Origin of the sequence: Pseudoalteromonas phenolica (genome assembly GCF_044788725.1) — a bacterium.
GTDB classification, from domain to species: Bacteria; Pseudomonadota; Gammaproteobacteria; order Enterobacterales; family Alteromonadaceae; genus Pseudoalteromonas; species Pseudoalteromonas phenolica_C.
Genome location: NZ_CP173161.1, coordinates 1,517,793 through 1,531,215, shown reverse-complemented (window position 1 = coordinate 1,531,215; position 13,423 = coordinate 1,517,793). Strand labels below are relative to the sequence as shown.

Below are 13,423 nucleotides of genomic sequence, written 5' to 3'. Positions count from 1 at the left end.
CGGACGAAAACAATTAAAACACGTAGAATACTGCATTAATACGATCCTTACTGCATTAATCATGATCAAAAACGCACAAATTCACTTTAATGAGTCTGGCACACCGGTCGCCGACGACTTCGATGATGTTTATTTCTCCAACGATGACGGTCTTGCTGAATCTCACTATGTTTTCTACGAAAATAACAACATTTCAGCGCGTTTAGTCTCACACGACCAAAAACACTTTGTGATCGCAGAAACCGGGTTTGGTACAGGCCTTAATTTTTTAAATACTTGGCAGCAATGGCGTCAAATAGACGGTAGCAAAGCAAAGTTACATTTTATTTCTTTTGAAAAGTTTCCGATTAAACAATCAGAACTCATCAAAGCGCTAGCAGCTTGGCCAAGCCTTGCCTCTTTATCTGAGCAGCTTTGTAAACACTACCCGATTGCACTTGAAGGTTGCCACCGCCTTGAGTTTGAAAATGGCCGTGTGACCCTTGATTTATGGTTTGGTGATGTGCACGACACTTTACCAAAAATGAATTACACCGAAGGAGGTATTGTTGACGCTTGGTACCTAGATGGCTTTGCACCAAGCAAGAATCCAGATATGTGGACGCAACCCCTTTTTAACGCCATGGCGAATTTAAGCCGAGATAATGCAACATTCGCGACATTTACTGCCGCAGGTTTTGTCCGTCGCGGCTTACAAGAAGCTGGATTCGAATGTAAAAAAGTAAAAGGCTTTGGTCGCAAACGTGAAATGGTTGTTGGTCAGTTAAATACCGCTAACAGCATATACAATACACCTGCGTTTTATAACTTAAACAAAAGACCGCTCAGTAAAGTTGCCATCATTGGTGGTGGCGTTGGCACTAGCTGTTTACTGTATCATTTAGCCAAGCGTGGCATTAGCGCGACATTATTCTGTCAAGATGATGCACTTGCTAAAGGCGCCTCGCATAATCGACAAGGTGCGGTTTACCCAAATCTGCAATCTGAAAATAGCCCATCCAGTGAATTCTATGCCCACAGCTATTTATACGCCTTAAGGTTATACAAAGATATTGCCGACCAAGGTTTTGAATATGACCATGATTGGTGTGGTGTTTTACTCCAAGCAGTGAATGACAGCAAATCGCTGCAACACAAAAAGTTAGTAGAAAAAGCGGTATGGCCTGAGGCACTGATTTATTCTGTGAATGAATCACAAGCCAGTATACTTGCTGGTACTGAATTACCCTACTCTGGATTGTTCTTTCCAGAAGCTGGTTGGGTTAATCCTGCACAGTTAACCCATGCAGTATTTAACGCTGCTAATACATTGCAAAACGTGCAAACACATTTCAATACAGATATTCAAACTTTAGAGCAAAGCGAATATGGGTGGTATTTGGTTACTGAAGACAATCGATTTGGACCATTCTCTGATGTATTTGTTTGCGCCGGTGAACATAGTGACAGGTTTGAGCAAACAAAAGACATCGGCTTACACGGTGTCAGAGGCCAAGTGTCACATGTTGAGTCTGGTGAAGCATCTAATAAATTAAAAACTGTTCTATGCCATAAGGGTTATTTTACGCCAATTAATGATGGCCATCATTGTATGGGGGCCACCTTCGATAAACACACCAAAAGCCGTGAAGTTAAAGACGAAGATAATGTCACCAACAAAGCTCAGCTAATGAAATTTTACGAACAGAGTGACTTTGCGAAAAGCCTGGGTGACATAACCGCTGCGAAAGCTGCAGTGAGATGCTGTTTCAACGACCACTTACCTATGCTTGGTCAAGTTCCTGAGAAAGCTGATTTATGTCAGGCCTATGCAAACTTAAGCAAAGGCAAGCAGTACGATTTCTCTGAAGAACAAGTGCCTTATGCAGGACTTCATATCGTTACAGGTTTTGGGGCTAGAGGCTTGTGCAGCGCGCCATTGGCAACCGAGCATTTGATTGCCAAATTATGTAACGAACCAAGCCCTTATAGTTTAAGGGTCAATGAGGCCATACACCCTAATCGCTTTATTGTCAGAGATCTTATACGTAATAAGATTTAACGGCTAAGATAACAAAGGCGACCTAGGTCGCCTTTGTTATCTTTAAAACCAATCTAAATTAAGGTTTTGCAATTTGTATAACCACGCGTCGGTTTCTACCTCGACCTATCGCATTATCATTAGGTTGCACATGACGCTTTTCACCAAATCCCTCGGTTTGAATTTTCTCGGCCGGTACACCCATGCTCGCCATATAATCTTTTATCGCTTTCGCTCTCTTCTTCGAAAGCTCCATATTCACCCAGCGCCCACCATAACTGTCGGTATAAGCTGATATAAAAATAGATTCTATATTTTCATCGTTTTTAAGATATTCACCGATCATTTCTAAACGCTTTCGAGATGATTTTGAGAGCTCGCTAGAATTCTTTTTATAATTCATTACCGTAAAGGCAATATCTTCAAAACTGTATGGCAATAAGTTGTCACGACACTGTAAAAACGCCCAATAAGCTTGACGGAAGTTTACAGATGAAAGCGCGACTGAAATGCGGTCTGTACTATTTTGCCAATCTTGGTAAAAGAATGTCGGATAAAACCCTTTTTCAAGCTCAGTCAACATTTCCCAAGAAATATCATTATTGAGCTCGCCATCAAACTTTTTAAGCAATTGCATCTTACTTATATCACGCGCAGGGACGCCTGCACGCCATTGCGGTGGAACTGATTGCAAACCTGCAAAATCATAGGTTTCTGGGCGAACAACCATATCAAGATTAAAAGTTAGATCTTTGTTTTTACTGGCAACCACATTAAAAATGGCTTCACCGTAATATGGAATTTCATGATGCAAAGAACATGAGAGACGATTTGTCTTATTAACATCCCAATTTGAGCTATCGGTACCAGCACTATATTGGCGCATAGCAGCATCGGCAAAACCTATGTCCGCAATTAATAAACCCAAACCGAATAAATATGCTTTGTACTTCACAACCTTCTCCGCATTGACAAAATAATGCCGCTTTTATGATTTCGAAAAGATAATAGCAAGAAATATGCCGCCAAAATATTAGTAGCTTAAACTCATTGATCACCACCTTATTTCGGGTCGCAAAAATCTTCTCAACCAGTATAATACGCCCCTTAAATTCATAACATAAGTGCATTATGGCAGATCAAGAGCAAACTTTATTTTCGCAACGCTTTCGTGGCTTCTTTCCTGTAGTTATCGACGTAGAAACAGCCGGCTTTAACAAAGATACTGACGCGTTACTAGAAATCGCTGCCACAACATTAAAAATGGATGATGAAGGGGTGTTAAGTTTAGATCAAACCCTACACTTTCACGTCAAGCCTTTTGAAGGTGCAAACATAGAACAAGCTGCCATTGAATTTAACGGTATTGACCCTTTTTCAGAGCTACGCGGCGCAGAAGACGAAGATATCGTGATCAAAGAGATCTGTAAGATGGTGAGAAAAGCACAAAAAGCTGCTGGTTGCTCACGTTCTGTAGTCGTTGCTCATAACGCTGCGTTTGATCATGGCTTTTTAAATGCCGCAATAGAGCGTAACAAGATAAAACGTACGCCTTTTCACCCTTTTGTGAGCTTTGATACGACTTCTTTAGCTGGTCTTGCACTAGGCCAAACCGTGCTTGCAAAAGCGTGTCGCACTGCCGGTATTGAATTTGATAATAGCCAAGCTCACTCAGCCCTTTACGACACTGAACGTACAGCCGAACTATTCTGTTTTATCGTGAATAAATGGCAAGCATTGGGTGGTTGGCCGCTGCCTGAATTAGAAGAAGACGAAACGGAAGCATAGCCTCATATCGTTGAAGAATATAAATATCTAAACTTCTTTCATTAGATAAACTGCTTTCACCAGACATAAAAAAACCGCTTATCGAAGCGGTTTTTTATTGCTAACTTTAACTTATAGGTATTGGCCTAATGCTTTAACTTGGTCGATCATACGGTTAGAGAAACCCCATTCGTTGTCGTACCAAGCCATTACTTTAACAAGCTTGCCATCAACTTTAGTTTGCGTTGAATCAAATACTGATGACGCTGGGTTGTGGTTGAAGTCAATTGAAACAAGCGGAAGTTCGTTGTACTCAAGTACTTCAGCCATTGCACCTTCAGTTGCAGCCGCTTTAACCGCAGCATTAACTTCTTCAGCAGTTGTTTCGCGAGAAGCAATGAATGTTAGGTCAACTAAAGATACATTTACTGTAGGAACGCGTACCGCCATACCGTCTAATTTGCCAGCAAGCTCAGGTAGCACTAAACCAACTGCTTTTGCAGCACCTGTTTTAGTTGGGATCATAGACTGAGTTGCACTACGCGCACGGTAAAGGTCCGGGTGATAAACATCCGTAAGTACTTGGTCGTTTGTGTAAGCGTGAATAGTTGTCATACTACCCTGCTCGATACCAATTGCGTCATTTAATGCTTTAGCAACTGGTGCAAGACAGTTGGTTGTACAAGATGCATTTGAAATGATATTGCTAGAAGCATTAATCACTTCAGAGTTCACACCGTGAACAACCGTTGCATCAAGATCAGTACCTGGCGCTGAAACAATTACTTTTTTCGCGCCCGCTTCAATGTGCTTAGCTGCAGCATCACGAGACGTGAAAATACCTGTACATTCTAATACGATATCAACGTTAAGCGCTTTCCAAGGCAGGTTAGCAGGATCACGTTCTTGCGTAAGTGTGATTTCGTCATTACCAATCACTAACGTATTTTCAGCTAGAACAACTTCTTGGTTGAAACGACCATGTACTGAATCAAACTGAGTTAGGTGCGCATTCACGTTAGCAGGTGCTAGGTCGTTGATAGCGACTATCTTAATTTCTTCGTTTTGACCAGACTCGTAAAGCGCTCGTAAAACATTGCGACCGATACGGCCATAACCATTAATTGCGATATTAATCATTTTCAGTTCCTCGACTATTTTACTTCACTTGCTTGTTTCGCAAGCGCTTCGATCGCCTGCCAATCTTTATTTGCGATAAGTTCTTTATCTAACATCCAAGTACCGCCTACACACACGACGTTATTTAAGGCTAGGTACTTAGGTGCTGTTGCTAAGCTAATGCCGCCCGTTGGACAGAATTTAACTTGTGGTAATGGACCACCAATTGACTTAAGCATTGGTGCACCGCCCGCGGCTTCCGCTGGGAAGAATTTTAAAAACTTAAAACCATGTGATGCTAAGTTCATCACTTCACTTGGTGTTGCTGCACCCGGTAAGAACGGAATGTCAGTTTCTTTAGCAAGTGCTAAAAGCTCATCATTTACACCGGGACTCACCATGAAGTCAGCACCGGCAGCAACTGATGCTTCGAATGTTGCCCTGTCAATCACAGTACCTGTACCTACGTAGGCTTCTGGTACTGCTTCTTTCATCAACTTTACTGCCTCTGCCGCCACTGGCGTACGAAGAGTAATCTCAAGTGCTTTTAGGCCACCGTTATATAACGCTTTAGCTAACGGCGCAGCGTCTTCTAAGTTTTCAATCACCACCACTGGTACTACTGGCGCTGATGTTAAAATGTTTTCAATACTCATCTTGTTCCTCATTCCCAATGCTTTTATTCTTCTAGTCCAAAGGCACTCGCGCCTAGGTCTGCACTGCTTACGATATTTCTAAAGCCAGCGAATAGCTCACGGCCTGTGCCATAAGTTGGCTCTGTATGGCTGATCACATGCTCGCGTTTTGCTAACTCTTCATCTGATACATGTAGAATTAAGTCACCATTTGGTGCATCTAATGTGATCAAATCGCCTTCTTGAATCTTAGCGATGATCCCGCCTTCAACTGCTTCTGGGGCAAGGTGAATTGCTGCAGGTACTTTACCTGACGCACCTGACATACGACCGTCAGTCACAATCGCTACTTTGTAGCCTTGATCCTGAAGTGTTGCCATGACAGGCGTTAATTTATGAAGCTCAGGCATGCCCTTGGCTTTAGGACCCTGCTCTTTTAACACTGCGATAAAATCTTGATTTAGTTCGCCAGCAGCAAATGCTTCTTGCAATGCTGATTGAGAGCTAAATACTTTAGCTGGCGCACTCACAAACTGGTGTTGCTCTTGTACAGCAGATACCTTAATAACCGCTTTACCAATATTGCCTGTTAGTAGCTGTAAGCCACCTTGCTTATTGAATGGGTTGCTCACAGGACGAAGTACTTCTTCATCTAGTGAGTTTTCAGGACATGGTACCCACTTCACTTTGCTCGGACCTGTGCTGCTAGACATAATTAGGTTGTCATCAACATCTAAAACTGGCTCTTGGGTATACGCATCAAGACCTTCACCAACAATGGTTTTCACATCATTATGCAAGAAACCTGCGTCACGAAGTTCACGCATTAAGAAGCCCATACCACCCGCTGCTTGGAAGTGGTTAACGTCTGCAGAGCCATTTGGATAAATACGAGTAAGTAGTGGCACAACTTCTGAAAGTTCAGCCATATCTTTCCAGGTGATTTGAACACCTGCCGCTTTCGCCATAGCAACTAGGTGGATCGCATGGTTAGTAGAACCGCCGGTTGCTAGTAAACCTACTAAACCATTGATGACAGTCTTTTCGCTTACTACTTCACCGATTGGGTTTGCATCTTTAGTATCGATAAGCTGCTTAAGCATTAACTCAACCGCATTGCCTGTTAAGCCATCACGTAATTCAGTGTAAGGGTTAATGAAAGAGCTACCAGGCAGATGAAGACCCATGATTTCCATCAGCATCTGGTTTGAGTTTGCAGTCCCGTAGAATGTACAAGTACCCGCACTGTGATAAGACGCACTTTCCGCTTCTAAAAGCTCTTCACGAGATACTAGGCCTTGTGCAAACTTTTGACGTACACGTGCTTTTTCTTTATTTGGAATACCAGATTGCATCGGGCCTGCTGGCAAGAAATAAATTGGTAAATGACCGAATGAAAGCGAACCAATTAATAGTCCCGGTACGATTTTGTCACACACACCTAAACAGAAAACGCCATCAAATACATCGTGTGAAAGTGCAACAGCGGTAGACATCGCGATCACATCACGTGAAAACAACGACAGCTCCATACCATCACGACCTTGAGTCACACCGTCACACATTGCAGGTACACCACCAGCAACTTGAGCTGTCGCATCGTATTTTTCTGCAATCGCTTTAATTAAATCTGGGTAGTCTTTGTAAGGCACATGCGCCGATAGCATGTCGTTATAAGAATTGATAATTGCTAAGTTCGGTTGCTCATCAGCTTTTAAGCGACTTTTATCTGAACTTGTACATGCAGCCATAACGTGAGCTAAGTTGCCACATCCTAAACCAGCGCGCACACGTGTTTGTTTTTTTGCTTCTTGGATGCGTGCTAAATAGGCTTGGCGTGTTGCTTTGCTGCGTTCAACCACACGCTCTGTGACGGCTTGGATACGAGGATGTAACATAAAATTCCTACTTTTCTCTAAATTAAGAGGATAAAAGGCTCAGTACAATTAAAGACTCCACTCTAAATGTACCGAGCATCTTTAGATTTACCCGTTCAAAGGTACGCTATCAGGTTGTCTCTCACCTCAACCTGACACCGGTGTCATATTATTGAGCCATAAAGCTGACACCGGTGTCAACACCTAACCTACAATTTAGTCAAAGATTCATAAATGAACAAATTTCAGTTGCAGACAAAAATCATCAAAAAATTGCCAAAACAAATGCGCGATAATTTGGTAGTTAACTGATAAACAACATTTTTTTGACTTGAATGAATTTGAAGTATCAAAAAAGTGTAAAGGCTTCAACACAGTGAAGCCTCTAGATAAGAAGTGAAATTTTATTTAAGTTTTTAAGACAAAAACTGTTGAGTGATTTTACCTTCGTCTAATTTAACCATGTGCGGAGGGTAAATACGTGTGAATTGTTTTGAGTCTCTAGCGATAGTGACCTCTATCCCTGGGTGCATTAAATCATTAATTTTGACTCGACTACTCATTAGCAAACGCTGTAATTTTTGATGAACTAACCTCAAATTTCGTTGGTTTCGCTGATAGTGAACATTAAGTTGTTTTTCATTTGCAGCGAGTTTATTCAAATAAGCCGTTTTTTGAGGTGTTTCAGGCGCTTTCTCGGCCTTAGCTTTGGCATTGTTTAATGCAATTGCTTTTTCAGCCAAACGCTTCTCAAACAACTTAAACTCTGTTTGTTTTTCTTTTAATTCATGAAAAGACTGAGCAATTGCAATATGCGTTTTAGTGCCAGATGGCGCACCTAATTCACCCGTTTCTATGCGTAGAGCATTAAGCACTTTGCCACCAATGAGTTTTCCTCTCGGGGTATCGCCCTTCCCTATTCGAATTAATCGCCGAGACGATAAGTTACAGTGCAACGCTTGCTTTTCGATCAATAAATCTTGTTGAGTTTCGATACAAACATATTGTGCGTAACCAATTGATATACTGCGTTTTGCTCGAATAAAACACGAAAAATCAAGGTCCTCTGTCACTTTACGACCTATTGCACCTTGCACAATTGTAATGGCATTTTCACTTTGCAGATCAGCAGATTCAACAAAACCTAATACTGTAATATCGCCAGTCGCTTTTATTTTCATACCATCTTTTACGTCACCACTGATGATCACTGAACCATCAAACTCAATATGCCCTGTAGACACATCAACATCGTTGTAGCATAAAACATCATCGACACGCATACCTCTAGGTAAGGCAACTGGCACCCCTTTGGCATCGGCAATCAATAAGTTGGGATCTTTGTCTGATATTTTAGTGCCTTCTAGTACTTCAATCTCAAAGTTTTTACCCGGCTTAGCCTCAATAACATCACCAAAAACTGAATATCCTTGCGATCCTTCTGTTGCAGGAATTCGTTTCATAAGTGGACTACCCGGTTTCACGGTAATAATGGCACCTAAGTCACGCATATCGACTTTGCCACCATCCTTTTCCTGCGGGCTTAAAATTCTATCTTGGGCTGTCATACATAAACGCACAAATCGTGCATCTGTGCCATCTTTTGCACGCTGGCCATGGGCAACAATTGCACTGTACTGCGCGCCAGGTTGTTGCTCGAATTGCTGGCCTAAACATTGCTCAAGTGCATCACGGTTAACGCCTTTAATGACACCGGCTTTCTGTAATGCAATTTTAGCATCATCCATAGACACTATTTTACCGCCACAAGCGGTCGTGATGTGAGCATGAGCCATCATATTTGACTCATCAACTTTAATCATAATAGCCGCGTCAATAGCTCTCGCGACAATTAAGGAATCTTTACCGTAGTCATCACTAGATGAAAAAAGCTTACCTATATTGGCATGTACAACTTCAAAATCAGCATAGCTAGATTGCTCTAACAACTCCATGAGTTGTGAAGCACTCGCAGGAAACCCTGACTCGATAGGGTGTGACAATAAGTACACAAATCCATCACCCTCATCAAAACGAAACAATGACATAAGTCTTTCCACACTACGGTTTATTATTATTGACTAAAACACGACCAAACCATTTCACCACAACCCTCATGACTTGTTAAGCTTAATTTAACCAAGATGGTCACAAAGCTTAAAGAATTGTAAATGGCACTTTTGGTGTATTTTGCTAAAAAAAATAGCAATGAAATATTTTCTTTTAGTTACATTAGGTTATCGACATAAAAGAATCGCACTTTATAGCAGAAAATAAAATTACGAATAAAGCATGATTTTACAGATGTATACAATATAGAGACTAGAAAAGCATAATTATAATTAGTGGTAAAAATCGAGTTTAACAAAACTAATCCGATACACTAGCAAATGAATGTGACGCTTATATTGATATATAGAGAAAGAGGCAGAGCTTTATTACTCTGCCGACTTGAAGCTACCTAAAACTAGGCATAATTGCAGGCAAACCTGGTAACAAACCCACTAGGGCCATCACGCCGGTTAACACCACAAACATAATAAGCGGAATAATCCAACGGTTCATAGAGCTCAACTCTTTACTTCGCTCCTTACAACCGATTAAACCTAAATTATCTAATAACATAGTTAAAGACCAACCAAATGCCGGGTTAACTAATGCCGATGAGAAAACAACAATGGCTGCTGATTGAGTGGTTTTACCCTCTCGGGTCATCTCCATACCCGCCTCTAGTAGCGGAATGAACACACCTACAATCAATGCAACACATAACACCGGCTGCCAAATTGCTAAGTCCATCGGGTAACCCCAAATACTGGCAACAACACAAAATAGCGCTGTTAGAACTGCCCCAGCAGGGATTGGGCGTTTCGCTATAGCAGCAGGCACGATGTATGTACCCCAAGAAGAAGTAAAGTTCGCACCACCTAAAATAGAGCCGAACGTTTGGCGAATAGACGCACTCGTCATCGTATCGTCAATATTCATTTGTACTTTTTCAGTACGCGCTGGATAACTAATTTTTTGGAAAACCTGGTGACCTAAAAAGTCTGGCGACCACATAGCAACGGCTAATATGGCAAAAGGCAGAACAACAATAAAGCTCTCAAGGGTTGGTAAACCTAGCATCCAACCTGTATTTTCACCCCACCAATACATGGGGTTCATGTTTGGAAGGCCTGGGCCTGTTTTAAACTCAAATGATGCGCCCAGAGCAAAAGCAACACCACCACCAAGCAAACAGCTTAATGGCACAGCCAACCAACGCTTTTTAAAGTGCTCTAATAACGCATATAAAACGATGGTACTAAGTATAATAATGAAAGCGATATGTGACATATCAATGCCTTCAGCCCACGCAAACAACTTCTTAACTTGCGAAGTTGTGCCAATAAAACCAAGGTACAATAGCAAACCACCACACACCCCTCGACTAGTGAGCCCAGCTAAAACACTCCCTCCTTTGCTTATTGCGAGCATTAAACCAAACGCCCCTATGAGCAGGCCAAATGCCATTGGGTGACCACCCGCCGCGACGACTATAGGAATAAGTGGAATTAACGGACCATGAGTACCAGCTAAGTTTGCAGTTGGTAAAAGAAAACCAGAGAACAATAAAATAAATAACGCGACTATCAGTAATTCATAGCGCACATTCTCAAGAATAAACCCTTCCCCTAACCCTAGGGGTGCAGCAAAGGTCGCAGCAATCGCGCCCACCATCACTATTTTGCCTATGGTGCCCGCCATCGCAGGGATCGTATCTTCTAATTCAAAGCGATAATCTTTAAATGGTAAATTAGGACGCCAGCGCTTTGGCTGCATAATTTGTAATTCATGCTCTAAATACTCATCACGAGTATTAAAATCAGAACTTGGACGATGTTGCGCCTGATAGCTACCTTCGCAATGTGCCTCAGCCTGACTATCGATAGTTTTTGTTGTCATCACATCTCCTACTTCGGATGTTGGTGTTATTTGATGCCACAAGCATAAAACAACCAAATTTGAAAAGAGCTTAGCAATAAGTCGAGTATTTAACTTAATAAATGAAGCACCAGTAAAACACAGATCCACAAATGCTTAACTAACAATCAATAAGCACAAATATCAGGCAACTCATTAATTAATGATAACTTTTAAAGCTATTAAACATTGCGAAGCAAAAATATTGGCGTTAGAATGCAACCACTAAGTCACGTTGTGACTCTGAATACCAAATTCAGGGGCTGATTAGGATTCGACAGGATTCATGAAGCCTGAGGTGCATGTCGAGGTGCGGTTGGCCTCGTAAAAAAGCCGCATTTAAAGTAATCGCAAACGACGATAACTACGCTCTAGCGGCATAATAGCCCGCTAGCACTCCTCCATGAAATGCTTGTGGTTCTGGTTCTGGAGTGTCACCCTACACAAGATCGCTACGGAAACCCTGGCCGGGGTTGAAGGGCTAAAACTAAGCGGCCTCGCCTTTACTTATCGTGTTCGTCCGAGATTTAAAGGTTAACTAATAGACGATACTAAACATGTAGGACCGAAGGTCGACGCTTTCTGGACGGGGGTTCAAATCCCCCCAGCTCCACCAAATTAGCGTTCGGTTAACGCCGAAAACGTCTAAAAGCCCTTAACTTTTAATGAGTTAGGGGCTTTTTTGTATCTATAAGGTTCGAGTAGGTTTTTACTATTCGGAACTTTAAGTACCATTGCAAGTACCACGAACAGCAGTTATTCTGGCTGTGGTACAAAAAAGCCATTTTACTAATTAATTCAGTAAGCTATAGGTTTTAAAACAATGGGAAAAATCATTAAGCCCCTCACAGATGCACAAGTTAAGAAATCCAAGGCCAAAGAGAAGGACTACGAACTCGCCGACGGGAACGGGCTATATTTGAGAGTCAGAAAAACTGGCAACAAATCTTGGATATTTAGATATACCCGACCGTTCACCAAAAAACGTAATAACATGGTACTTGGTCCCTACCCTGAAATCACTCTTGCTAATGCTCGAGCTTTACGAGAAGAACACAAGCAGTCTCTTTCTCAAAACATCGATCCACAAGAAAAGCGTGATGATGACAACTTACGTGCACTCCACGATAACAACACCACATTTAGATTTGTGGCTGAAAAGTGGTTTGAAGTAAAACGTCACACTGTCAGTAAAGGATATGCCGACGACATTTGGCGCTCACTCGAAAACCATGTATTCCCAGATATTGGTCACCGACCTATTAGCAGCTTAAATGCACCTTTAGTAATAAAAGTATTAGAGCCATTAGCAGCTCGAGGCGTACTTGAGCAAATAAGAAGATTAATACAACGAATTAACGAAATTATGATTTATGCACTCAATACAGGTATGGTTCAAAGCAATCCACTTGCAGGAATAAGAAGTGCATTTAAATCACCCAAGCGAAAGAACTTCAGCACTATTGAACCAGAACGCTTACCTGAACTGATGGAAAAACTAAGTCGTGCAAGTATCAAATACACAACTCGAATACTGATTGAGTGGCAACTTCATACTATGTGCCGCCCTTCTGAGGCAGCAGCTGCAAAATGGGAAGAAATCGATTTCAATAACAAGCTTTGGATTATCCCAGCAGAAAGAATGAAGATGAATCGAGAGCACAAAATTCCTCTGACTGAACAAACTTTAAAACTTCTTGAGCTGATGAAACCCGTCAGTGGTCATAGAGAATATATCTTCCCAGCAGATAGGAACCCGAGAACCCATATTAATGCCCAAACAGCCAATATGGCGATTAAGCGTATGGGTTTGAAAGGTGAACTCGTTGCCCATGGAATGAGAGCTCTTGCCAGCACAATATTAAATGACAAAGGCTTTGATCCAGACCTTATTGAGACTGCGCTAGCTCACGTTGAGAAAAATGAAGTAAGACGCGCTTATAACCGCGCTGAGTATATTGAACGCCGAAGGGAAATGATGGAATGGTGGAGCCAATGCATCATAGGCTCTTCGCTAAGATTAGTTGTTTAAGTCTTCA

9 protein-coding genes and 1 other RNA gene are annotated in these 13,423 nt (G+C 41.8%); 4 read left to right on the top strand and 6 right to left on the bottom strand.

The window, feature by feature from the left end; all coding sequences use genetic code 11:
* Nucleotides 1–61: 61 nt before the first annotated feature.
* A complete protein-coding gene (mnmC, locus tag ACH784_RS07055) occupies nt 62–2,041 on the top strand; it encodes a bifunctional tRNA (5-methylaminomethyl-2-thiouridine)(34)-methyltransferase MnmD/FAD-dependent 5-carboxymethylaminomethyl-2-thiouridine(34) oxidoreductase MnmC (protein WP_404394606.1) in 1,980 nt (659 codons plus the stop codon).
* A 58-nt stretch (nt 2,042–2,099) separates the two neighbouring features.
* On the opposite strand, the gene ACH784_RS07050 is transcribed toward mnmC, so the two are convergent.
* Nucleotides 2,100–2,948 (bottom strand): OmpA family protein, encoded by an 849-nt coding sequence (locus ACH784_RS07050; protein WP_404395212.1) that lies wholly within the window; start codon nt 2,946–2,948, stop codon nt 2,100–2,102.
* Nucleotides 2,949–3,151: 203 nt separating this feature from the next.
* Between ACH784_RS07050 and rnt the strand changes: the two genes are divergently transcribed.
* Complete coding sequence (gene rnt / locus ACH784_RS07045) at nt 3,152–3,808, top strand: ribonuclease T (protein WP_404394604.1); 657 nt, start codon at nt 3,152–3,154, stop codon at nt 3,806–3,808.
* Nucleotides 3,809–3,919: 111 nt separating this feature from the next.
* On the opposite strand, the gene gap is transcribed toward rnt, so the two are convergent.
* From gap to ACH784_RS07020, 5 genes are all read right to left on the bottom strand, one after another.
* Nucleotides 3,920–4,927 carry a type I glyceraldehyde-3-phosphate dehydrogenase gene (gene gap / locus ACH784_RS07040; RefSeq protein ID WP_138482830.1) on the bottom strand — a complete coding sequence of 336 codons (1,008 nt, stop codon included), beginning with the start codon at nt 4,925–4,927 and terminating at the stop codon, nt 3,920–3,922.
* A 14-nt stretch (nt 4,928–4,941) separates the two neighbouring features.
* Nucleotides 4,942–5,562, bottom strand: coding sequence for a bifunctional 4-hydroxy-2-oxoglutarate aldolase/2-dehydro-3-deoxy-phosphogluconate aldolase (locus ACH784_RS07035; protein WP_404394603.1), 621 nt, complete (start codon nt 5,560–5,562; stop codon nt 4,942–4,944).
* Between the two features lie 23 nt (nt 5,563–5,585).
* Nucleotides 5,586–7,439: a phosphogluconate dehydratase gene (gene edd, locus ACH784_RS07030; protein ID WP_404394601.1), complete on the bottom strand. Its 1,854-nt coding sequence runs from the start codon at nt 7,437–7,439 to the stop codon at nt 5,586–5,588.
* A gap of 395 nt (nt 7,440–7,834) precedes the next feature.
* Nucleotides 7,835–9,466, bottom strand: coding sequence for a DUF342 domain-containing protein (locus tag ACH784_RS07025; protein WP_404394599.1), 1,632 nt, complete (start codon nt 9,464–9,466; stop codon nt 7,835–7,837).
* 409 nt (nt 9,467–9,875) lie between these two features.
* Entirely contained in the window at nt 9,876–11,366 is a 1,491-nt protein-coding gene (locus ACH784_RS07020; RefSeq protein ID WP_404394597.1) for a DUF3360 family protein, read from the bottom strand.
* Between the two features lie 277 nt (nt 11,367–11,643).
* Between ACH784_RS07020 and ssrA the strand changes: the two genes are divergently transcribed.
* Nucleotides 11,644–12,000: a transfer-messenger RNA gene (ssrA, locus tag ACH784_RS07015) on the top strand.
* A gap of 207 nt (nt 12,001–12,207) precedes the next feature.
* Nucleotides 12,208–13,416: an integrase domain-containing protein gene (locus ACH784_RS07010; RefSeq protein ID WP_404394596.1), complete on the top strand. Its 1,209-nt coding sequence runs from the start codon at nt 12,208–12,210 to the stop codon at nt 13,414–13,416.
* The last annotated feature ends 7 nt before the right edge of the window (nt 13,417–13,423 follow it).

Bases quoted from the DNA above. Each gene is read 5' to 3' on its own strand.
- edd (WP_404394601.1), bottom strand. From the start codon at position 7,439: ATGTTACATCCTCGTATCCAAGCCGTCACAGAGCGTGTGGTTGAACGC.
- rnt (WP_404394604.1), top strand. From the start codon at position 3,152: ATGGCAGATCAAGAGCAAACTTTATTTTCGCAACGCTTTCGTGGCTTC.
- ACH784_RS07020 (WP_404394597.1), bottom strand. From the start codon at position 11,366: ATGACAACAAAAACTATCGATAGTCAGGCTGAGGCACATTGCGAAGGT.
- mnmC (WP_404394606.1), top strand. From the start codon at position 62: ATGATCAAAAACGCACAAATTCACTTTAATGAGTCTGGCACACCGGTC.
- ACH784_RS07025 (WP_404394599.1), bottom strand. From the start codon at position 9,466: ATGTCATTGTTTCGTTTTGATGAGGGTGATGGATTTGTGTACTTATTG.
- gap (WP_138482830.1), bottom strand. From the start codon at position 4,927: ATGATTAATATCGCAATTAATGGTTATGGCCGTATCGGTCGCAATGTT.
- ACH784_RS07035 (WP_404394603.1), bottom strand. From the start codon at position 5,562: ATGAGTATTGAAAACATTTTAACATCAGCGCCAGTAGTACCAGTGGTG.
- ACH784_RS07010 (WP_404394596.1), top strand. From the start codon at position 12,208: ATGGGAAAAATCATTAAGCCCCTCACAGATGCACAAGTTAAGAAATCC.